We start from the raw sequence: 21,185 nt of genomic DNA, 5'->3' as shown, positions 1-21,185 counted from the left end.
GCCATGTATGTCGCGGTCAAGGGCGGCGAACGCGCCATCGACAACGCCCATGCCTGGCTGGCCGAGGCGCGGCGCGGCGACGTCTCCGTGCCCGAACTCTCCGTCCCCCAGATCCGCGAGCAGATGACGCTCGCCGTGAACCGGGTGATGGCCGAGGGCTCGCTGCACGATCCCGACCTCGCCGCGCTCGCCATCAAGCAGGCGCGCGGCGACCTGATCGAGGCGATCTTCCTGATCCGCGCCTATCGCACGACCCTGCCGCGCTTCGGCGCCTCCGAGCCGCTGGACACCGGCGCCATGGCCGTGTCGCGCCGGGTCTCGGCCACCTTCAAGGACGCGCCGGGCGGGCAGGTGCTGGGGCCGACCTTCGACTACACTCATCGGCTGATCGATTTCTCGCTGGCCGCGGAGGCGCAGGCCAACCCGCAAGCGGAAACCGCCGAAGCGCCGCCGCCGCCCCGCACGCCGCATATCGCGGAGTTCCTCGACGCCGAGGGCCTGTTGCAGCCCGAGCGCGAGGATGCGGGCGCCGGCGCGCCCCCCGACCTCACCCGCCAGCCGCTCGCCTTCCCGGCCACACGCGCCCTGCGCCTGCAGGCCCTGGCCCGCGCCGACGAGGGCTTCACGCTGTCGCTCGCCTATTCCACCCAGCGCGGCTACGGCCGCAATCACCCCTTCGTGGGCGAGTTGAGGGTCGGCGTGGTGGCGGTGGAGGCCGAGATCCCCGAGCTCGGCTTCGCCGTCGAAATCGGCGATATCGAACTGACCGAATGCGAGACCGTGAACCAGTTCGCCGGCTCGAAGACCGAGCCCCCGCAGTTCACCCGCGGCTACGGCCTGACCTTGGGCCATTGCGAGCGCAAGGCGATCTCCATGGCGCTGGTCGACCGCGCGATGCGCTGGCAGGAGCTGGGCGAGGACTTCGCAGGCGCTCCGGCGCAGGATGAGGAATTCGTCCTGAGCCATTGCGACAACATCCAGGCCACCGGATTTCTGGAGCATATCAAGCTGCCCCACTACGTCGATTTCCAGGCCGAGCTGGAGCTGATCCGCACCCTGCGCCGCGAGGCTGCGGCCGGCCCGGACCCCGTGAAGGAGGCCGCGGAATGACCCCGCAGGACACCGAATACAACTTCGCCTATCTCGACGAGCAGACCAAGCGCATGATCCGCCGCGCGCTGCTGAAGGCGGTCGCGATCCCCGGCTACCAGGTCCCCTTCGCGTCGCGCGAGATGCCCATGCCCTATGGCTGGGGGACGGGCGGCGTGCAGGTGACGGCGGCGACGCTCACCCCCGAAGACACCCTGAAAGTCATCGACCAGGGCGCGGACGACACCACCAACGCGGTCTCCATCCGCAAGTTCTTCCAGAAGGTTGCGGGGATTTCCGTAACCGAGAAGACAGCCGAGGCGACCGTCATCCAGACCCGCCACCGCATCCCCGAGCGGGATCTCGAGGCCGGCCAGATCCTCGTCTACCAGGTGCCGATCCCCGAGCCCCTGCGCTTTCTCGAACCGCGTGAGACCGAGACCCGCAAGATGCACGCGCTCGCCGAATACGGGTTGATGCATGTGAAGCTCTACGAGGACATCGCCCGTCACGGCCATATCGCCACCGCCTACGCCTACCCGGTGCTGGTCGAGGGCCGCTTCGTGATGGACCCCAGCCCGATCCCCAAATTCGACAACCCCAAGCTCTCGAATTCCCCGGCGCTTCAACTGTTCGGCGCGGGACGTGAACAGCGCATCCACGCCATTCCGCCCTTCACCCGGGTGGTCAGCCTCGACTTCGAGGACCACCCGTTCGAGCGTGGCGGGGCTGACGCCGACTGCGCCATCTGCGCGGCCTCGGGCGTCTATCTCGACGAGGTGATCGTGGACGACGCCGGCGGGCGCATGTTCGTGTGCTCCGACACCGACCATTGCCGCGAGCGTCTGGAGGCCGGCCATCGCGGCCCGATGGGCGCGCCCGCCGAAGGAGAAGCCGCATGACCGCCCCGCTGCTGTCGGTCGAGCATGTCACCCGCCGCTACGGCCCCCGCATCGGCTGCCAGGACGTGAGCTTCGAGCTCTGGCCCGGCGAGGTCATGGGGATCGTGGGCGAGAGCGGCTCGGGGAAATCCACGCTGCTCTCCTGCATCTCCGGCCAGGGCGATCCGGACGAGGGACGGGTGGTCTACGACGCCCGCGATCTCGGCCCCGTGGACATCCGCGAGATGTCGGAGCCCCGCCGCCGCATGTTGATGCGCACCGACTGGGCCTTCGTGCACCAGAACCCGCGGGACGGGCTGCGCATGACCGTCTCCGCCGGGGCCAATGTCGGCGAGCGGCTGATGGCGGTGGGGGCGCGGAACTACGCGAACATCCGCGCGCAAGCAACTGACTGGCTTGGGAAAGTCGAGATTGACGAAGGCCGTGTCGACGACCGTCCCGCGGCGTTTTCCGGGGGCATGCAGCAGCGGTTGCAGATCGCCCGAAACCTTGTGACCGGGCCGCGGCTGGTGTTCATGGACGAGCCCACCGGCGGGCTCGACGTCTCGGTCCAGGCCCGGCTTCTGGACCTGATCCGCGGGCTGGTGCGCGAGCTGGGGCTGTCGGCGGTGATCGTGACCCATGACCTCGCCGTGGTGCGGCTGCTGGCCGACCGGCTGATGGTGATGAAGGACGGGCGCAGGGTGGAGACGGGGCTGACGGACCAGGTGCTGGACGATCCCCAGCACCCCTATACGCAGCTTCTGGTGTCCTCGGTGCTTCAGGCGTGATTGCAGGAAAGGGGAGCAAGTCCATGATCGAACTTGCCGATGTGACCAAGACCTTCACCCTGCATCAGCAGGGAGGCCAGGTGCTGGCGGTGATCCGGGGCGCGAGCTTCCGGGTCGATCCGGGCGAGTGCGTGGCGCTCACCGGGCCGTCGGGTTCGGGAAAATCCACCGTCATGCGGATGGTTTACGGCAATTACCTCGCGCAGGCCGGCAGCATCCGCGTCGCCGGGCTGGAGCTGACCCGCGCCGCCCCGCGTGAGATCTCGGCCCTGCGCCGCGACCGGCTCGGCTACGTCTCCCAGTTCCTGCGCGTGGTGCCGCGCGTGCCGACGCTGGAGGTGGTGGCGGAGCCGCTGCTGTCGCTGGGCGTCGCCCGCGGGGCGGCCGAGGCGCGGGCCGCCGACCTCCTCTCCCGTCTCAATGTTCCCAAGGCGTTGTGGAGCCTTTCTCCCATGACCTTCTCGGGCGGGGAGCAGCAGCGGGTGAACATCGCCCGCGGTTTCGCCCATGAATATCCCGCGCTGCTGCTGGACGAGCCGACCGCCTCGCTCGACCCGGTGAACCGGGGCGTGGTGCTCGACCTGATCGCGGAGGCCAAGGCCCGCGGCGCCGCCATCCTCGGCATCTTCCACGACGCCGAGGCGCGGGCCCGGGTCTGCGACCGCAGCGTCGATGTCGGCGCCTTCTCCCCCCGGTCGGAGGCCGCGTGATGCGCGGCACGCTGCACCTGGTGGTCGGGCCCTCGGGGGTCGGCAAGGACTCGCTGATCGACGCGGCCCGCGCCGCGCGCCCCGACCTCGCCTTCCCGACCCGGATCATCACGCGCCCCGCCGACGCCGGCGGAGAAGCCCATGATTTCATGCCCCTGGCGGAATTCGAGCGCAGGGAGGATGCGGGCGGGTTCCTGCTGTCCTGGCGCGCCCACGGGCTCGCCTACGGCATCCCGGCCGAGGCCGGCGCGGCCCTCGCCTCGGGCCGCGGGGTGGTGGTCAACGTCTCGCGGGGCGTGATCGCCGCCGCCCGCGCCGCCCACGCGCCGCTCCGCGTGCTCGCCATCACCGCCCCGGCCGAGGCGCTGGCCCGCCGCCTCGCCGCCCGCGGCCGGGAGACCGAGACCCAGATCGCCGCGCGCCTCGCCCGCGCCGACCTCGCCGCCCCCGCCGGCCCGGATGTGCGCGCGATCGACAATGGCGGCGACCTCGACTCCGCCCGCGCCGTCTTCCTCGCCGCCCTCGCCCCCTTGGCCCTTCCCGACCGGAGCCCCGCATGACCCTCGATCTCAGCGAACGCGCGCAGGCCCCTGTTTCCGCGACTGAAACCGTTCTTTCCAACGCCCGCCTGGTGCTGGCCGACGACGTGGTGACCGGCTCCGTCCGGCTGGTCGACGGCAGGATCGCCGACATCGCCACCGGCCCCTCCCGGCTCGGCGAGGATCTGGACGGAGACCTGCTCGTCCCCGGCCTGATCGAACTGCACACCGACAACCTCGAGCGTCATTGCGAGCCCCGCCCCGGCGCCTCCTGGCCGCGCGAGGCCGCGGTGATCGCCCATGACGCCGAGCTCGCCTCCGTCGGCATCGCCACCGTCTTCGACGCCATCCGCGTGGGCTCGGTCATCTCCTTCCAGAAGGCCAATTACGGCCGCTACGCCCGCGAGGCGGCGGACGCGATCCTCGGGCTCAAGCGGGCGGGGGCGCTGCGGATTTCGCATTTCCTGCACCTGCGGGCCGAGATCTGCTCCGAAACCCTGGTCGAGGAGCTGGACGAATTCGGCCCCGAGGACGAGATCCGCATTCTCTCGCTGATGGACCACACGCCGGGCTTCCGCCAGTTCCGCGACGTGTCCCAGCTGCGCCGCTACCATGAGGGCAAATACGGCCGCTCCACCGCCGACATGGACGAGTATCTGGCGTTCCTCGCCGCCCTCTCCGCGCGGGTCAGCGCCACGCATGAGGACGCCGCCGCGGCGCGGGGCCGGGCGCTCGGCGCCGTGCTGGCCAGCCATGACGACACCGACGTTTCCCATGTGGAGGCCTCGGCCCGTCACGGCGCGAGGGTGGCGGAATTCCCGACCACGCCGGAGGCCGCGCGCGCCTGCAAGGACGCCGGCATCGCGGTGATGATGGGCGCGCCCAACCTGCTGCGCGGCGGCTCGCATTCCGGCAATGTCGCGGCGCATGACCTGGCGGCCGAGGGGCTGCTGGACATCCTGTCGTCGGATTACGCGCCGTCCTCGCTGCTGATGGCCGCGGTGCGGCTGGGGGAGGAGGGCGGCGACATGGCCCGCGGCTTCGCCACCGTCACCCGCGCTCCGGCGCGCGCCACCGGGCTCGACGACCGGGGAGAGATCGCGCCCGGCCTGCGCGCGGATCTCGTGCGGGTGAAGCTGGGTTACGCGTCCCCGGTGATCCGCGGCATGTGGGTGGCGGGCGCGCGGCTCTGATCCGGCGCGACAGGGCGAATGGCCGGGCGCGCGGGCGGGGGCCTCGTCGCGCGCCCCTTGCCCTGTCCTCGCGCGCCGCCTGACCCCTTGCCATCGCCTTGCGGGGCGAGCAGGGATGGCAGGCCCCTCGCAGTCCGGAGCCCGCCATGACCCCGTTCCCGCCCGCGTCCCCGACCCCGCCTCCGCTTGAAGGTCTCGACCATCTGCTGCTGGTGGTCGCCGACCCCGAGGCGGCGGCGGACTGGTATGGGCGGGTGTTCGGCGCGGTCGCCGTGGCGATGCCCACGCCCAACGGGCCGCGCATCCAGCTCGACCTGCCGGGCGCCCGGATCAGCCTGCTGCGCGAGGGCCGCCAGAGCATGCCTCCGCTGCCCAACCCGGTCACCGGCTCGGGCCATTTCTGCCTGCTCACGCCGGCGCCGCTGGCCGACTGGCTGGCGCATTTCGCAGCGCTGGGGGTGGATGTCGCCGACGGCCCCGCGCCGCGCGACGGGCGGGTGGGGCGGCTTGAGAGCGTCTACGTCTACGACCCCGACGGCAACATGGTCGAGGTCGCCCGGCAGGCGGACCGGATCAGTCCAGCCGGCGCTCCATGAACACGCTCGACCCGTTCTCCTCGTAGTCGCCGAAGGGGCCGCGGCGGGCGTAGCCCACCCGTTCATAGGCGCGGATCGCCTCGGGGCTGTCCTCGCCGGTCTCCAGCCGCATCAGGTCCAGGCCGCGGGCGCGGGCCTCCGCCTCCAGCGCCGCGATGATGGCGGCGGCGACGCGGCGGCCGCGGGCCTCGGGGCGGGTGTACATGCGCTTCAGCTCGCCATAGCCGGCGAGCGGCGCGAAGCCGCCGCAGGCCACCGGCTTCCCCTCCGCCCAGGCCACCACGAAATGCACGTCCGCGTCGATCAGCTCCTGCGGGGAGAAGGCGAAGCGCACTTCGGGCGGGTAGATGGAGGCGAGCTCGGCCTCCGATCCCGCGATCAGCTCCAGCGCCTCGGGCGCGCCGGGATGGGTGGGGCGGATGTCCAGCGCCGGGCGGCCTACGGAGCTGGCTTCGGGGGCGGGTGCGGATTCGGGTGCGGCGGTCATGCAGGGTTCCGGGCTGAGCGTGGTTCGGACCAGGCTAGCCGCCGGTCCGACAGCCGGTCAACGCGACCTCGCGGCCGGGCCCGCGTCGGCGCGCCGCTGGCCAGCGCCGCCCCGGGCCGCATATTGAAGGCGCGACGCCTCTCCGCCCCCCACCTCCTGCGCCCCGCCCCCGCCCCCGCATCTCACGCAGCCAGCCGCCACGGAGCCCCCATGCGCTATTTCCCGATGTTCCTGGACCTGCGCGACCGCCCCGTCCTGATCGCCGGCGGCGGCGAGCAGGCGGCCCAGAAGGTCCGGCTGATCCTGCGCGTCGCCCCGCGCATCGCGGTCATGGCGCCGGAGCTGGACGACGAACTCGCCGCCCTGGCCGCCGAAGGCCGCATCCGCCACGTCGCCTGCGTCTACGACGAGGCCGAGGTGGACCGCGCCGTCGCGACCTTCTGCGCCTCGGGCTGCGTGGGGGTGGACGCGTGGATCTCGGCCCGCATCCGGGCGCGGGGCGGGGTGGTCAACGTGGTCGACAAGCCGCGCCTGTGCTCGGCGATCACGCCGGCGCTGGTGGACCGGGACCCGCTGGTGGTCGCCATCGGGACCGAGGGCGTGGCCCCGGTCATGGCCCAGCGCGTGAAGACCATGGCGGAGGGCTGGCTGGAGCCCGGCCTCGGCGCCTTCCTCGCCGAGATGGCCCGGCTGCGCCCGGTGATGGCCGAGACCGCGCTCGCCCCCGATCCCCGGCGCTTCTGGAACTGGATCATGGACGGCCCGCGGGCGCGGGCCGCGGGCGGGGACCTGGCGGGCGCGGTGGCGGAAGTGCGCGCCGCCATCGCCGCCGGCGCCGCCCCCGCGGTGGCCGCAGACGGCCGCCTGACCCTGATCGCCTTGCCGGAGGCCGGCATGGACCTGCTGCCCCTGCGCGCGGTGCGCCGGATGCAGGAGGCCGACCTCGTGGTCCACCCGCCCGAGACCCCGGCCGAGGCGCTGGAACTGGCCCGCCGCGACGCCGAGCGGCTGGCCGTCTCGGCGCTGCCCGCCGCCGAGATCGCGCAAAGGGCGGCGCGCGGCCAGTCCGTCGCGGCGCTGGTCCCGCCCGCCGCATGGGACGCCGCCTGCGCCGCGGCCGAAGGCGCGGGCCTTTCCCCCGAACGCCTCTTCGCCGGCCGCGCTCACCCGTCTCACCCGGACCCCGCTCCCTGACCGCGGGGCTCAGAGGCGGGGCGCAGGGGCGGGGCGCCGAGGCGGGCCGGGCGCGGTCTCACTCCGCCGTGGCGCGCGCCGCGATCGCCTCGAACACCGCGTCGAGCTCCGCCGCCAAGGCCTCCAGCTCCGCCCCGCCCTCATCCGCATAGGGCGCGAACACGGCCCCCGGCGTCTTCCAGCTCAGCGCCGCGCCGGTCCCGGTCCCGTTCTCGGTCACGTAGAAGCGGATCGGCGCCTCGATCATCGCCGCAACCGACAGCCCCAGCGCCCGCACCGCGTAGTCGTTGCGAAACACCCCGACCACCCGGTTGCCCGGGATCGTCACGCCGCGGCCGGCGGCGGCCTCGGTGGGGCCGGCTTCGGTCACCAGGCCCATGTTCTCGGCGCGCACCGCCTCGCGCAGGCGGGGCAGAAGCGCGTCATAGGGCAGGGCGGTCTCGATCACCCGCCAGCCGGGGCGGGGGCCTGGAACCTGCGCCGAGGCCCCGCCCGCGACGATCATGAGCAGGAGGGCGAGGGACCCGGCGAGGCGTCGTGCGAAATGGATCATGGGATCGCTCCTTGCGGTCGAGATGACGTCATGCGGGGTCGAGCCTCAGCGCCCGGCGCAGGCGCAGCCCGGCCCAGGTCCCCGCCACGGCCCAGGCCAGCCACCACAGCCCGTGCAGCGAACCCGAGGTCAGTCCCCCGAGAAACGCGCCGATATTGCAGCCGTAGGCGAGCCGCGCGCCGTAGCCCATCAGCAGCCCTCCCGCCGCGGCGCCGGCCAGCGCGCGGGGCGGGATGCGCCAGGTCGGGGCGAAGCGCCCGGCCAGCCCGGCGGAGAACAGCGCCCCCGCCACGATGCCGAGATTCATCACGGAGGTCGCGTCGGCCAGCGCCGGCCGCGCCAGCGCCGCGCCGCGCCAGCCCTGCCAGTAGGTCCATGTCTCGGCCGGAATTCCCAGCCCCTGCGCCGCCTTCGCGCCCCACAGGGCGAAGCCCCAGGTCACGCCCCAGGGGCGGCCGAGCAGCGCGAAACACCCGATCCCCACCGCCGCCAGCGCCAGCGCGCCGGTCACGGGGCGCCATCGCAGGCGGCGGGTGAAAGGGGGCGCGGCGGGGAGCGCGGCGGGGAGCGCGGCGGGCGGCGTCTCGGGGGGCGTCGGGCGGGGGGCGCCGCCGCCCCGCTCCACCGCGCGGGTCAGCGCCCAGGCCCCGGCCAGCGCCGCGCCCATGACCGCGATCGCCGGCAACGGCCCCAAGCCGCCGACCAGCGACCAGCCGGCGCGGGTGGCGGGCAGGGCGGCCCAGACCTCCCAATGCGCGGTGGCGAGCACCGAGCCCGCCACGAAGAACGCCAGCGTCACGCCCATCTTCGCCGAGCCCCCGCCCACCGTGTAGAGCGTCCCCGACGCGCAGCCGCCGCCGAGCTGCATGCCGGCTCCGAACATCGCCGCGCCGATGGCCGAGGCGACCCCCATCGGCAGCACCACGCCGCGGGCCGGCAGCCCCAGCGCCTCGCCCCAGGCGATCAGGGGGAAGGCGACGGCGCTGATCAGGCCGATGAGCAGGATCTGGGCCCGCACGCCCTCGCCCCGCCGGTCCCGCGCCAGGGCCCGCCAGGCGGAGGCGAAGCCGAACCCCGATCCATGCAGCGCCCAGCCCGCCGCGGCTCCCAGCAGGACCGGCGCCGTCATCCCGAGGCCCCCCGCCCGGACCGCCGTCCCCAGCAGCGCTGCGGTCAGGACCAGCGCCGCGACGATCACGCCGGGCTGGGCGGCCCGCCCGGTGGAGGCGGCCGCGCCGTCAGCCGCGCCGTCGGCTGCGGGCTCCGCGGCTGCGCCGGGGGTCATCGACGCGCCGGGCGCGGAAGGATGCGGAGGGAGACGAGGCGGGGCGAAACGAGGCGGAGGGAAAGGCGGGACATCGGGAACATCGGTCTGGCTCACAGCCTGGGAAGGAACGAAGCGCGATCGCCTGAAACCATGCGGCCCCATCGCGCCGCGCGCCAGCCCGCCCGCGTTGACGCCGGCTCAACAGCTGGTGACGGGCGGGGAGGCGTCCGCCGCCCCACAGCCTCCGCCCGCCCCGCCCGCATCTCCCGCGTCACGCGGGGGGCGGCGCCGCGTCCAGGTCGCGCCAGCGTCACGGGCGCGCCCGCGGCGCGTGGCGCAGGCCCGCGGGCGGCGCCGCCGCTTCGGCGAGGGCGGGCTCCGAAAGGGCTGACGTCGCAAGCTCGGACCCCGCGATAGCGGTCGCCCGGATGCGCCCGCGATCGCGCTCCCGCCCTTTCTGCAGGGACGGTCGTCGGCGACGATGGGGACCGCGAATGTCCGGCGCAGGTCCGACGCGAGGTCCAGCCCGCGTTCGGTCCCGCCATCGCCCCCGTCGTCGCCGCGCCGACCCCGGCGACCTTCGAGGGCCGTGGCGCCTGCGCGCCCGACCTGCGCAGGCGCCCGCGGCCTCGTCCCTGCGCGCGGCGGCGGGCCGGGCCCGCTCGGGCGGATGTCGCGATGGGGCTGACGGGAGATGCGCGGGCGGCGCGGCCGCGAAGCCCTGGTGTCATGCGAAATTCCCGCGGGGTTTCCCTCCCGCGCCCTCGCCGCAGGGGCCGGCGCCTCGCGGGGGGGGCATCCCGCGGGGACGCGCGCCCGTCGCACTCGCCCGCCCCCCCGCGATCCCGGCCGCCGATCCAGGCTGCCTTGCCGCCCGCGACTCCGTCTCAGCGCGCCGCGGGCGCCCGCGGGCCAGCCGCGCGACCGTCGACGCGGCGCCCCGGCCTGACGGCGGCCTGACAGCGACCTCACGGCGCCCTCACGTCCTGCTCGCGCCGGCCACCCCTCTCCCTCCCGAAGTCTCACCATTGGGTGAAACGGCGAAACAAGCCGTCCCCGGAGGCGAAATCCCGCCTATCCATCAGTAGGAGCGAGGCGCCCCCTCGGCGCCCCGACCCAAAGCCAGCCGCCCTCTCCGGAGCCTCCGATGACGCATGACGCCGCCGGCCTCGCCCTGACGCTCCCCGACGCCCGGTCCGCCGAGACCTGGGACGCGGCGACCCGCGCCTTCCTCGCCCATGGCGCCGCCACGCCGGAGCTGCTGGGCGACCTGCTGGCCCGTATCCCCGGCTTCGCCATGGGCCACGCGGCCCGCGGGCTGATGCTGATGCTCCTTGCCCGCGCCGAGCTGATCCCCGCCGCCGCCGCCGATCTCGCCGCCGCCCGGGCCGCCGCCGCGCAGGGCGGGGCCAATATGCGCGAGCGGCGCTATGTCGAGGCGCTGGAAGCGTTCCTCGCCGGCCGCCCCTCCGCCGCCGCGGCGATCATGGCCCGGACCGCCCGCGCCCATCCCGGCGACGCCATGGCCGCGAAATTCGCGCAGGCGATCCTCTTCATCCTCGGCGACGCGCCCGCCATGCGGCGCGAGGCGGAGGCCGCGCTCGCCCCCGCCTCCGGCCTCGGCCCCGATCATGCGCTGCACGGCTTCGTGCTCGGCCAGGCCGCCTTCGCGCGGGAGGAGACCGGGGACTACGCCGCCGCCGAGACCGCCGGGCGGGCCGGGCTCGACCTCGCCCCCGATGACGCCTGGGGGCTGCATGCGGTGGCGCATGTGATGGACATGACCGGGCGCGCGGGCGACGGGGTGCGGCTGCTCGCCGGCCAGTCATCCCGCTGGGCGCATTGCAACAATTTCGGCCTGCACGTGTGGTGGCACCTGGCGCTGTTCCATATCGACGGCGGCCGGCCGATGGCGGCGCTGCGCCTCTACGACGCCCGCATCCGCGCCACGCCCTCCGACGACTATCGCGACATCGCCAACGCCGCCTCGCTGCTGATGCGGCTGGAGCTGGAGGGCGTCGCGGTCGGCGGGCGCTGGGAGGAACTCGGCGCGCTCGCCGCCGCGCGGGTCGAGGACGGCTGCCTGGTCTTCGCCGACCTGCACTACCTGATGGCGCTCAACCGCTCGGGCCGCGCCGCGGAGGCCGCCGCGATCACCGCGCGCATCGCCCGCGACGCCCAGGGGCTCGACCACGACCAGCACGAGGTCTGCGCGCTGGCCGGGCTCGCCGCCGCGCGGGGGCTCAACGCCTTCCGGGCCGGGCGGTGGGCGGAGGCCGCGCGGGCGCTGCGCGCCGGGCTGCCGCAGCTCTGGCGGATCGGCGGCTCCCACGCCCAGCGCGACGTGATCGAGCGTATCGCCATCGAGGCCGCCCTGCGCGCGGGAGACGTGGACGGCGCCGGCGCGATGCTGGATGATCGCGCGGCGCGCCGGGGCGGAGAGGACGGCTACGGCGCCCGCCGCCGCGCGGCGCTGGAGACGCGCCGGGCCGAGATGCGGGCCATGGCCACGGCCGCCGAATGATGCGCTGAGTGGATTGATTTCGCCGAATCCATGCGCTCGGCGCATGGATGGCGCCGCCGAGAACAAGCGGGTCGTCCGACGGGACGACCGAGGGGAGACCGCCCGAGACGATGACGCACCCATCCCGAAACGCGCCCGCGGCGCCCCCGTCCTTGTCTGGGTCCTCGCCCGCGGCCCCCGCGCCCCCCGCGAAGAAGCCCCGCGACATGCGGCTGGATTTCTTCCGCGGGCTGGCGATGTTCATCATCCTGCTCGCGCATGTGCCGCTGGACAGCTGGGCGCTTTGGATCCCGGCGCGCTTCGGGTTTTCCGACGCCACCGAGATCTTCGTGTTCTGCTCGGGCCTCGCGTCCTCGCTGGCCTTCGGGGCGGCGTTCCGGGACCATGGCTGGCCGATGGGAACCGCGCGCATCGCGCATCGGGTCTGGCAGGTCTACTGGGCGCATGTGGGGCTGGTGCTCGCGGTCTGCGCCCTGCTTTACGCCATCGACGCGAGCGGCTGGGGGGCGCCGGACAAGCTCTATATCGCGCGCGTGCCGGTGGTCCCGCTGTTCGAGGATACCGGGCCGGCGCTGCTGGGGTTGCTGAGCCTGCGCTGGGTTCCGAATTTCTTCGACATCCTGCCCATGTATCTGGTGATCCTGGCCATGGTTCCGCTGGTCATGGGGGCGTATCGGCTGGCCGGCCGGGGCGGCGCGCTGGGGCTGGTGGCGGCGATCTGGCTGGCGGCGCAGTTCAACCTGCTGGACCTGCCCTCGCGCCCCTGGGCGACGGAGATCCCGTGGTTCTTCAACCCCTTCGGCTGGCAGCTGGTGTTCTTCACCGGCTTCGCCTTCGGCATGGGCTGGGTCCCGGCGCCGCCGGTTTCGCGCGCGCTGTTTCGGGCGGCGGTGGCGGTGCTGCTGATCTCGGTCCCCTTCGCGTGGTTCCGCATCCATGACGGGCTGTGGCTGCCCGACGGCTGGTGGCTTCAGGACGCGATCGCGGCCGGGCGCGAGGCCACGCAGGTCCTGTGGCGCAAGACCGAGCTGGGGCTGTTCCGCTGGCTGCATTTCCTGGCGCTGGCCTATGTGTTCTGGTCGCTCGCGGGGCCGGGCGGGGCGCGGCTGACGCAGCCGCTGCGCCTGCCGGCGGCCGCCTCGGGCGCCGCGCTGGCGATCTGCGCCGGCGTCGCGCTGATCACCGCGCCCTGGGCCTGGGTGGACGAGATCCGCGCCCTGGCCCCGGCGCTCGACGCCTGGCTGACCGGCGTGCTGGGCGAGGGCGCGCGGTCGGTCCTCGGCGTCGACCTGTTCGTCCCGTGGGAGCGGCAGAGCCTGGTGATGGTCCTGCATCTCTGCGCGCTGGCGCCGCTGGTCTGGACGGCGATCGGGGCCGGGGCGCGGGCCTGGATCGCGGGGCCGGGCTGGGCCGGCTTCGTGCCGGTGGTGCGCAAGGTCGGCACGCAGTCGCTGGCGGTGTTCCTCAGCTCGATGTTCCTCGCGCAGGTCATCGGCTGGGGTCTGGACCTGACCGGGCGGGGGCTGTGGGCGACGGGGCTGTTCAACCTCGCGGGGTTCGCGGCGCTGATCGCGGTGGCCTATGCGGTGGGCTGGTTCAAGTCGCAGCCCTGGCGGCGCCCGGCGCCGGCCCCCGCCCCGACCCCGGCGCCAGCGCCGGCGGAGGCCGCGCCGCGGCGCGGGGCGGCGCGCCGTTCCGCGCCGCAGCCGGCCGAGTGAGGCCGGGCGTGCCGAATGCGACCCGATCCGGGGGCCGTGGCGGGGGATGCGCCCCGCCCCGCGCCTTGCCCCGCGCCCCACGCCGCGTCCACGGTGCGGAAAAGTCGGGGCCGGGGGCCGTGATCCGCAGGGCGGATCGCGCGCGCTCATGGACATCGCCGCGCCGCGCGCCAGTTTCCTGCTCAGCCGGCGACGACGCCGCCGAAACCCGTCACGCCGACCCCGATCACGCCGACCCCGCCTTCGCCGGCCCCGCGCCGTCTTCCTTCCGCCCTTTCCGCCGAGGTAACGGACCGAGATGAACTACGCCCCCGCCGAAGCTCTTCTTCCCCTGATGCCCGAAGCGGGCGAGACCCGCTCCGTCGTCGTGGCCCAGCTCGGCCAGACGCTGGACGGGCGGATCGCCACCGTCACCGGGGCCTCCAAATACATCAACGGCTACCAGGCGCTGGACCACCTGCATCGACTGCGCGCGCATGTGGACGCGGTGCTGGTGGGGGTGTCGACCGTGGTGGCGGACGATCCGCGGCTGACCGTGCGCCGGGTCGACGGCAAGCATCCGGCCCGGGTGGTGATCGACCCCAACGGGCGGCTGCCCGCCGACTGGGGCGGGCTGAGCGACGGCGCCGCGCCGGTCTATGTGATCACCCGTCCCGACCTGACCCCGCCGCCCCCGGCCATCGCCGTTCCGCTGGAGCCGGAGGCGGGCGGCTTCGCCCCCGACGCCATCGTGGCGGCGCTGCATGCGCTTGGCCTGCGGCGGATCCTGGTGGAGGGCGGGGCCGACACGCTGGCGCGTTTTCTGGACGCCGGCGCGGTGGACCTGCTGCATGTGCTGGTCGCGCCGATGATCCTCGGATCGGGGAAGGAGGGGTTCCGGCTCGCCCCCGTCGACAGTCTCGACGAGGCGTTGCGCCCGGTCACGCGGGTCCATGCGTTCGAGGACGGGGACGTGCTGTTCACCTGCGATCTGCGCAGGTCCTGGCAGCGGGACTGAGGCGCGCTGGCGCGTTTTCCGCGGACCGGCGAACCCCGCGGCCCGCGCCGGGCGCATACCCCCATGCCGCCGCGCGTCACGCGGCTTTTGACCCGCGGCGCGGAAGGCGCGATGGTCGGGGCGGCCGCGCCGGTTCGCGGCCGCGCCAGACCCGCGCCGCGCCGCGCGGCCAGCAGAGGGACCCTCGCCCATGAAGCCCGCCAGCTATCCCGTTCCGCGCAAGGCGCTGCACTGGCTCGTCGCGCTCTGCGTGCTGCTGCTGGTCCCCATCGGCCTGCTGATCGAGGGCTACGAGGCCGGGAAGATCGAGGCGGTGAACGCGGTGCTGGGCGAGGGCGGGTTCAACCTGATCTACGACCTGCACAAGTCGCTGGGGATCACCGTGCTGGCGCTGATGATTCTGCGGGTGGCGGCGCGCGCGGTCTGGGCGGCGCCCGCCTATGCGCGGCCGCTGAGCCCGGCGGAGAGGCTGGTCTCCTCTCTCGTGCATGCGGCGCTTTACGTGCTGCTGATCGCGACGCCGGTGGTCGGCTGGATCGGGGTCAGCCTCTACCCGGCGCCGGTCCCGGTCTGGGGCCTGTTCGACGCGGCGCTGCCGGTGGCGCCCGACCGCGCGGTCTCGGAGTTCCTGCTGGGCGGCGTGCATGGGCCGCTGGGGCTGCTGATCGGGTTCCTGGCCGTCGCCCATATCGCGGCGGCGCTCAAGCACGGGCTGGTGGACCGGGACGGGGTGCTGGGCCGGATGTTCTGAGCCCGGCCCGGCCCGACGCCTGAACCGGCGCCTGCGCCGCCGCCCGGACCGCCGTCTAGTCCGGGGGCAGGGCGAGCAGGTCCATGTGGCCGATCTCCACCGTCTGGGCCTTCCGCCGGGCGCTCGCCCAGGCGAAATGCGCGGCGGGGGGCAGGGCGGCGGTTTCGGCCACCGCCTCCGCCGCGCCGGCGGCCAGCGCGGTGATCAGGGCCGCGTCGCGCGGCGCCTCCAGCCGCCAGTCCGAGGGCGCGACCTTCACCCGCCATCCCCGCGCCGAGAGCCGCGAGGCCAGCATCGCCCCCGCCCGCGGCCCCAGCGACGGACCGAAGCCCTTGTCGCCCCGCTGGTGGGCGTGAAAGGCGGCGAGCGCCCGGGGCTCGTGCGCGGAGGTGGGGGACCAGCGCTCGCGGCCGTCATAGGTGAGCGCGGCGTAGATCGCGACGCCGGGGGGCGCGGCGGCGACGAAGCCGTCGAGCCAGTCGCCGGACACCAGGTCGAACAGCGCGGAGGCGGAGATCAACCCCCGCGCCTCGCCGGTCAGCAGCCCGGCCGGGCCGCCCGGCGCGGGCGCGAGATCGAGGGCGAGCGTGCGCTCTCCGGTGCGCCGGGCGGCCTCGGCCAGCAGGCCGGGATCGCGGTCGATCAGGGTCCAGCGGGCGTTGGGCAGATGCGGCGAGACCGCGCGATAGCCCGCGCCGGTTCCGCAGCCCAGGTCCAGCGCCTCCAGCGGGCCGGGGACTTCCCTCGCCCAGTCGGCCAGAGCGGCCAGAAGGCCGCGGTCGCGCGCGGCGTCGTCGGCGGATTCGCGCAAGGAGAGCCAGTCGCTGGAAAAGCTCATGCCGAATGCTCCCGCATGTCGCGGAGCGGTTCCGCGCGAAGTCCGGCGAGCTGACCCGCCACGATCCGCGCCGCGTCCTCCCATCCCGGCAGGGACAGGGCGTGCGCGCGGGACGCCGCGGCCATGCGGTCGGCCTCCTCCGCGTCGTCGAGCACGACGGCCAGCGCCTTGGCCATGGCCTCCGGATCGCCGGGAGGGACGAGCCGGGCGGCGCCGCCCGCGGCCTCGGGGACCGCGCCCGCGTTGCAGGCCACCACGGGCAGGCCGCGCATCATCGCCTCGACGATCACCATCCCGTAGCCCTCGTAGCGGGAGGGCAGGCAGAAAAGGTCGGCGTCGAGATAGAGCGCGTCGAGCGCGGCGCGCCCCAGCGCGCCGGTCAGGCGGATGCGGGGGGCGAGGCCCGCGGTCTCGATGGCGGCGCGCAGGGCCTGGGCGGCGTCGGGGTCGCGGGCGTCGTCGCCGGCGATGGCGCAGGTCCAGTCCCGGTCCGCGAGGCGCGAGAGCGCGGCGACCAGCGTCCCCCAGTCCTTGCGCGCCGAGATCGTGCCGACGCCGAGGATCATCGGCGCCGGGTCGCGGCGCCGCGGCGCGCGCGGCGCGGGGGTCAGCCCCGGCGGCGCCACCGCGATCCGCGCGGCGGGGACGCCGAGGCGGGTCCGCAGGGTTTCCGCCGTGGTGCGCGAGGTGGTCACGACCCCGGCGCAACGGGCCAGCGCCGCGGCTTCGGCGGCGAGCATCCGTGCGGACGCCTCCGCCGACAGCCCCGTCTCCAGCCCCAGCGGGTGATGGCAGAGCGCGATCAGCCGCGCGCCGAGCGCTTCGGGGATCGCCTCGGCCGGCAGGGCGCCGAGCGCCAGCCCGTCGACCAGCACCGGGCCGGGGGCGGCGGCCATGGCGGCGATCGCGGCTTCGGCCTCGGCCCGGGTCGGGCGCGGGAACCCGCCCGACAACGGCAGATGGGAGAGCGCGAGGCCGACGGCGGGCGCGGCCTCCAACAGTTTCCGGTCGTATTCGTAGCCGCCCGTGGGCGTGTCGAGCGCGCCCGGGATGGCGAAGGCGGCGGCGATCGTCACACCGCGCCTTCGAACCAGGCCTTCGCGATATGGCTCTCGTTCAGGGTGACGCGGATGCGCTCGATCCCCTCCGAGCCGGTTCCCAGTTCGCCCCCGCGGGCCGCTTCGGCCAGGCGGTCGAAGATGTGACGGGCGAGCCATTCGGTGGTGGTCAGCTCGCCGGGAAACACGGCGTCGAGATTGGCGTAGTTGATCGGGGCCAGCGCCGCCTTCAGCACGTCATGGGCCCGGCCGATATCGGCCACGATGCGCTCCGGCCCCAGTTCCTCGCGGAAGAACGCCACGTCGACCACATAGGTCGCGCCGTGCAGGCCCTGGGCCGGGCCGAAGACCTCGCCGGGCAGGGAATGAGCCAGCATCACATGGTCCCGCACTTCGACCGCATACATAGGGGACGCCCTCCGATGGCACGCGCACGCGCTGGAAATTCTCGTGTTCGTTGACCAGCTTGTCCGGGGAGAGGCTCAGGTCAAGGCGACCGAAGCGTCATCGGAGTCACGGAAAAATGATCCGCTTCGGGCGGATCGCGGTGCGGAATGCGCCGGTTCAAAGTGGAACATGTTGTTCTGCCTGATGGTTTCTCGTTTCATCCATCGGCAAGACGGGCCGGGTCGGCCGGGTCGCCCATGCGGGGGCGCGGCTCAGTCATAGGCGACCAGCGTGGCGATTCCGGGGGCGTCGCGGGCCAGCAGGGCCGGAAGGCGGGCGGGCAGGGATTCGAAGGGCGCGTCGGCCTCGGGGGGGCCGATCAGCGTCGCCTCCAGGTCCGGATCCTCGGCCAGCAGCCGCAGGGCCGCCTGCATCCGGCGCGCATGGTCCCAGCGCGCGGCGCGCGCCGCGGGGATGCGCCCGACCTGCGACGAGACCAGCGTCAGCCGCCGGGCGTGAAACGCGCCGCCCAGCGGAACCGCGGGGGCGAGGTCGCCGAACCAGGACGCCTCGACCAGCCGCCCCTCGACGCCCAACAGGTTCAGCGCCGCGGTCAGCCCGGCCTCGGAGGCGGAGGCGTGGATCGCCACATCGAAGTCCGGGGCGAAGTCCGCGTAGGATTCCGGGGCGAAATCCGCCTCCGGCGCCATGGACAAGGCCTCGGGCGGGGCGAAGCCCACCCCCAGCGCGGCGGCGGTCGCGGCGCGGGCGGGGATGGGGTCGCTGAGCGTCACCTGGGTTCCCGGAATGCGCCCCGCGAGCCAGGCCACGAGGCAGCCGACCAGCCCGGCCCCGATCACCGCCACCCGGTCGCCGGGGGCGACGGCGGCGTCCCAGATCACGTTGAGCGCCGTCTCCATGTTGGCGGCGAGCGCGCCGAGCCGCGGCGACAGCCCCTCGGGCAGGGGGGTGAGCGCGGCGGCGGGCAGGCGGAAGCGCGTCTGGTGCGGGTGCAGGGCGAAGACCATGCGGCCCTGGAGGGCGGGCGGGCCCTCGATCACCTCGGCCACGGCGCAGTAGCCGTATTTGACCGGGAAGGGGAAATCGCCGGTCTGGAAGGGCGCGCGCATGCGGGCGTGCTCGGAGACCGGGACGCGGCCTTCGAAGACCAGCCGCTCGGTGCCCCGGCTGAGGGCGGAGCGGGTCATGCGCAGCAGGCACTCGCCCTCGCCGAGCGCGGTCTCGCGGATCTCGGCGCGGCCGGGGGCGATGTAGTGGAGCGCGCGGGCGGGCTGGGTCATGCGGGGCCTGGGCTGGTGCGGGACAGGATGCGGGCCATCTCGCCCCGCGGAAGGGCGCGAGGCAAGGCCGGGCGGAGGCGCGGGGCGCGGCGACCGGGCTCCGCTTCGGTCACTTCGACTTTACCGCCGAACCCGCGCGGTGGTTTTGGGTCACATAAGGGTATCTGCTTTGCGCAGTGTCGCCCGTTCCCGTCCCCAGCGCGAGTCGCAGCCCTCGATGAGCCTTCCCGTCGACCCCTCCCCGATCCCGACCCTGACCCCGGCCGACGACGCGCCCGGCGCCCCTGACGCCGGCGGGCGCACGCCCGCGGGCCTGCAACCGGCCGCGGTCCTGCGCCGGCGGCGATGGCTGGCGGCGGGCCTGAACCTGGCGGGTCTGGCGCTGGTGCTGGCGGGGGCGTGGCGGATGCTGTCGCCGGCGGGGATCTCGGCCTCGGACGCGGTGATCCTGGCCTGCATCGCCATCGGCGCTCCCTGGACGATCATGGGCGCGTGGAACGCGATCCTGGGCCTGTGGCTGCTGCACGGGACCCGCGACGGGCTGGGCCGCGCCGCCCCGCATCTGGCGGCGGGCGACAGCGACGCGCCCATCGTCGCGCGCACCGCCGTGCTGCTGTGCCTGCGCCACGAGGACGCCGACCGGGCGCTGGCGCGGCTGGCGGAGGTGCGGCGGTCGCTGGACGCCACGGGGCAGGGCGCGGCCTATGACCTGCACATCCTGTCGGACAGCCAGGACCCCGGGGCGGTGGCGGCGGAGGAAGCCGCGCTCGCGCGGTGGCGGCCGCTGCTGGGGCGCGCGGAGTATCGCCGCAGGACCGACAACCGCGGCTGGAAGGCCGGCAATATCCGCGAGTTCGTGCGTCGGCGCGGGCGGGACTACGCGCTGTTCCTGCCGCTCGATTCCGACAGCCTGATGGCGGGCGAGGCGATCCTGCGCATGACCCGGATCATGCAGGCGCATCCGCGCATCGGGATCCTGCAGAGCCTGGTGGTCGGCGCGCCCTCGGCGTCCGGTTTCGCGCGGCTGTTCCAGTTCGGGATGCGCCACGGGATGCGCAGTTTCACCATGGGCGCCGCCTGGTGGCACGGGGATTGCGGGCCCTATTGGGGGCACAACGCGCTGGTGCGCACGGCCCCCTTCCGCGCCCGCTGCGGACTGCCGCGGCTGCCGGGGCGGCCGCCGCTGGGGGGGGACATCCTCTCCCACGACCAGGTGGAGGCGGCGCTGATGCGCCGCGCGGGGCTGGAGGTGCGGGTGATCCCGGTCGAGGGCCCGTCCTGGGAGGACAACCCGACGACCCTGATGGAATTCACCCGCCGCGACCTGCGCTGGTGCCAGGGCAACATGCAGTATCTGCGCCTGCTGGGCCTGCGCGGGCTGCGGCCGATGTCGCGTTTCCAGATCTTCGCCGCCATCGCCATGTATTTCGGCGCGCCGGCCTGGATGCTGATGACGCTGGCCGGCGCCGCCAAGATCCTCGGCGGGGAGCGCGCGGATGTGGATCTGGCTTTCGGGGTGGTGATGTTCGTCGCCATGTTCGCCATGAGCCTCGTGCCCAAGGTCGCGGGCTGGATCGACACGGCGCTGACGCCGGGCGGGGCGGCGCGCTATGGCGGCGGGGCGCGGTTCGCGGCGGGGGCGGCGGCGGAGACGGTGTTCTCGGTGCTGCTCGCGCCCGCGGTGGCGCTGCGGGTGACGATCTTCCTCGCCGGCCTGCCCTTCGGCCGCGCGGTGGGCTGGACCGGGCAGAGCCGCGACGCCCATGCGCTGAGCTGGGGGGACGCGGCCCGCGGATTGTGGCCGCAGAGCCTGATGGGGCTCGGCCTCGGCGGGCTGATCGCCTGGGGCGCGCCCGGCGCGATCCCCTGGGCCGCGCCGGTGCTGGCGGGGCTGGCGCTGTCGATCCCCTTCGCGGTGTTCACCGCCTCGCCCTGGCTGGGCCGGGTCATGACCCGCGCCGGGCTCTGCGCCGTGCCGGAGGAACGCGCCCCCGCGCCTGAGTCGCTGCGCCGGCTGGACGCCTCGCTGGCGGCCCTGCGCGAGGGGCGGGGGGACGCGCCCGAGGGCGAGGCCCCGCGCTCCGCGCTGGCCGCCGGAGCGGTGCGCGCCGCCTGAGTCCTTGCGCGCTTTCGGCAAACGAGGAAAATCATTCCGCATGACCCAGGGTCTTGTGGAATGATTTTGCGCGCACTTGGAATTCCAGCGGAGCCGGTGCTAGCGTGTCGCGGGCGACGGGACGGTTTCTCCCGCTCGCAGCGATTGACGCCACCCTGTCCAAAGTGATGGATTGTCGACGAAACCGGATCCGGC

Annotated in this window: 20 protein-coding genes; 13 read left to right on the top strand and 7 right to left on the bottom strand. The window is 74.4% G+C overall.

Translation table 11 applies throughout. From position 1 onward, the window contains the following. The first annotated feature begins 3 nt into the window (after positions 1-3). From BLV24_RS04845 to BLV24_RS04815, 7 genes are all read left to right on the top strand, one after another. Positions 4-1,110 carry a carbon-phosphorus lyase complex subunit gene (locus BLV24_RS04845; RefSeq protein WP_092679966.1) on the top strand — a complete coding sequence of 369 codons (1,107 nt, stop codon included), beginning with the start codon at positions 4-6 and terminating at the stop codon, positions 1,108-1,110. Then, positions 1,107-1,991: an alpha-D-ribose 1-methylphosphonate 5-phosphate C-P-lyase PhnJ gene (locus BLV24_RS04840; protein WP_092679965.1), complete on the top strand. Its 885-nt coding sequence runs from the start codon at positions 1,107-1,109 to the stop codon at positions 1,989-1,991. Before BLV24_RS04845 ends, BLV24_RS04840 begins: the two co-directional genes overlap by 4 nt. Then, positions 1,988-2,761: a phosphonate C-P lyase system protein PhnK gene (phnK, locus tag BLV24_RS04835; protein ID WP_092679964.1), complete on the top strand. Its 774-nt coding sequence runs from the start codon at positions 1,988-1,990 to the stop codon at positions 2,759-2,761. Before BLV24_RS04840 ends, phnK begins: the two co-directional genes overlap by 4 nt. 23 nt (positions 2,762-2,784) lie before the next feature. After that, entirely contained in the window at positions 2,785-3,471 is a 687-nt protein-coding gene (gene phnL / locus BLV24_RS04830; RefSeq protein ID WP_092679963.1) for a phosphonate C-P lyase system protein PhnL, read from the top strand. Continuing rightward, positions 3,471-4,031, top strand: a complete 561-nt coding sequence (gene phnN, locus BLV24_RS04825) for a phosphonate metabolism protein/1,5-bisphosphokinase (PRPP-forming) PhnN (RefSeq protein ID WP_092679962.1) — start codon at positions 3,471-3,473, stop codon at positions 4,029-4,031. The genes phnL and phnN overlap by 1 nt, the downstream gene beginning before the upstream one ends. Continuing rightward, positions 4,028-5,203, top strand: coding sequence for an alpha-D-ribose 1-methylphosphonate 5-triphosphate diphosphatase (locus BLV24_RS04820; RefSeq protein WP_092679961.1), 1,176 nt, complete (start codon positions 4,028-4,030; stop codon positions 5,201-5,203). The genes phnN and BLV24_RS04820 overlap by 4 nt, the downstream gene beginning before the upstream one ends. 146 nt (positions 5,204-5,349) lie before the next feature. Beyond that, positions 5,350-5,799, top strand: coding sequence for a VOC family protein (locus BLV24_RS04815; RefSeq protein WP_092679960.1), 450 nt, complete (start codon positions 5,350-5,352; stop codon positions 5,797-5,799). Here the strand turns inward: BLV24_RS04815 and BLV24_RS04810 are convergent. After that, on the bottom strand, positions 5,777-6,286 hold the full coding sequence (locus BLV24_RS04810) for a GNAT family N-acetyltransferase (protein WP_092679959.1): 510 nt from the start codon (positions 6,284-6,286) through the stop codon (positions 5,777-5,779). The two genes, BLV24_RS04815 and BLV24_RS04810, sit on opposite strands and share 23 nt — an antisense overlap. Before the next feature lie 210 nt (positions 6,287-6,496). Between BLV24_RS04810 and BLV24_RS04805 the strand changes: the two genes are divergently transcribed. Next, positions 6,497-7,480 (top strand): siroheme synthase domain-containing protein, encoded by a 984-nt coding sequence (locus BLV24_RS04805; RefSeq protein WP_176954619.1) that lies wholly within the window; start codon positions 6,497-6,499, stop codon positions 7,478-7,480. 58 nt (positions 7,481-7,538) lie between these two features. Here the strand turns inward: BLV24_RS04805 and BLV24_RS04800 are convergent, their stop codons facing one another. Together BLV24_RS04800 and BLV24_RS04795 are read right to left on the bottom strand one after the other, a co-directional pair. Next, a complete protein-coding gene (locus BLV24_RS04800; RefSeq protein WP_218133332.1) occupies positions 7,539-8,033 on the bottom strand; it encodes a DUF302 domain-containing protein in 495 nt (164 codons plus the stop codon). Between the two features lie 28 nt (positions 8,034-8,061). Beyond that, the gene (locus BLV24_RS04795) at positions 8,062-9,318 is read right to left on the bottom strand and encodes a YeeE/YedE family protein (RefSeq protein WP_092679958.1); all 1,257 of its coding nucleotides are present in this window, start codon (positions 9,316-9,318) and stop codon (positions 8,062-8,064) included. A gap of 1,129 nt (positions 9,319-10,447) precedes the next feature. Here BLV24_RS04795 and BLV24_RS04790 point away from each other — a divergent pair. From BLV24_RS04790 to BLV24_RS04775, 4 genes are all read left to right on the top strand, one after another. Further along, positions 10,448-11,824, top strand: coding sequence for a tetratricopeptide repeat protein (locus BLV24_RS04790; protein WP_092679957.1), 1,377 nt, complete (start codon positions 10,448-10,450; stop codon positions 11,822-11,824). A 206-nt stretch (positions 11,825-12,030) separates the two neighbouring features. Next, complete coding sequence (locus tag BLV24_RS21460; RefSeq protein ID WP_245710382.1) at positions 12,031-13,542, top strand: OpgC family protein; 1,512 nt, start codon at positions 12,031-12,033, stop codon at positions 13,540-13,542. A gap of 298 nt (positions 13,543-13,840) precedes the next feature. After that, entirely contained in the window at positions 13,841-14,539 is a 699-nt protein-coding gene (locus BLV24_RS04780; protein WP_218133331.1) for a RibD family protein, read from the top strand. Between the two features lie 190 nt (positions 14,540-14,729). Continuing rightward, positions 14,730-15,290, top strand: a complete 561-nt coding sequence (locus BLV24_RS04775; protein ID WP_092679956.1) for a cytochrome b — start codon at positions 14,730-14,732, stop codon at positions 15,288-15,290. A gap of 55 nt (positions 15,291-15,345) precedes the next feature. Here the strand turns inward: BLV24_RS04775 and BLV24_RS04770 are convergent, their stop codons facing one another. The 4 genes from BLV24_RS04770 to BLV24_RS04755 form a co-directional block, all read right to left on the bottom strand. Next, positions 15,346-16,128, bottom strand: a complete 783-nt coding sequence (locus tag BLV24_RS04770) for a class I SAM-dependent methyltransferase (RefSeq protein WP_092679955.1) — start codon at positions 16,126-16,128, stop codon at positions 15,346-15,348. Beyond that, positions 16,125-17,204 (bottom strand): glycosyltransferase family 4 protein, encoded by a 1,080-nt coding sequence (locus BLV24_RS04765; protein ID WP_218133330.1) that lies wholly within the window; start codon positions 17,202-17,204, stop codon positions 16,125-16,127. Before BLV24_RS04765 ends, BLV24_RS04770 begins: the two co-directional genes overlap by 4 nt. After that, positions 17,201-17,593 carry a 6-pyruvoyl trahydropterin synthase family protein gene (locus tag BLV24_RS04760; protein ID WP_092679954.1) on the bottom strand — a complete coding sequence of 131 codons (393 nt, stop codon included), beginning with the start codon at positions 17,591-17,593 and terminating at the stop codon, positions 17,201-17,203. Before BLV24_RS04760 ends, BLV24_RS04765 begins: the two co-directional genes overlap by 4 nt. 252 nt (positions 17,594-17,845) lie before the next feature. Continuing rightward, positions 17,846-18,874 carry a zinc-dependent alcohol dehydrogenase gene (locus BLV24_RS04755; RefSeq protein ID WP_092679953.1) on the bottom strand — a complete coding sequence of 343 codons (1,029 nt, stop codon included), beginning with the start codon at positions 18,872-18,874 and terminating at the stop codon, positions 17,846-17,848. 217 nt (positions 18,875-19,091) lie between these two features. On the opposite strand from BLV24_RS04755, the gene mdoH reads away from it, so the two are divergent. Next, positions 19,092-20,990: a glucans biosynthesis glucosyltransferase MdoH gene (mdoH, locus tag BLV24_RS04750; RefSeq protein WP_092679952.1), complete on the top strand. Its 1,899-nt coding sequence runs from the start codon at positions 19,092-19,094 to the stop codon at positions 20,988-20,990. Positions 20,991-21,185: the final 195 nt, after the last annotated feature.

Source organism: Albimonas donghaensis (genome assembly GCF_900106695.1).
GTDB lineage: Bacteria > Pseudomonadota > Alphaproteobacteria > Rhodobacterales > Rhodobacteraceae > Albimonas > Albimonas donghaensis.
The sequence above is the reverse complement of the archived record's forward strand: the minus strand, read 5'-3'. Positions and strand labels throughout refer to the sequence as shown.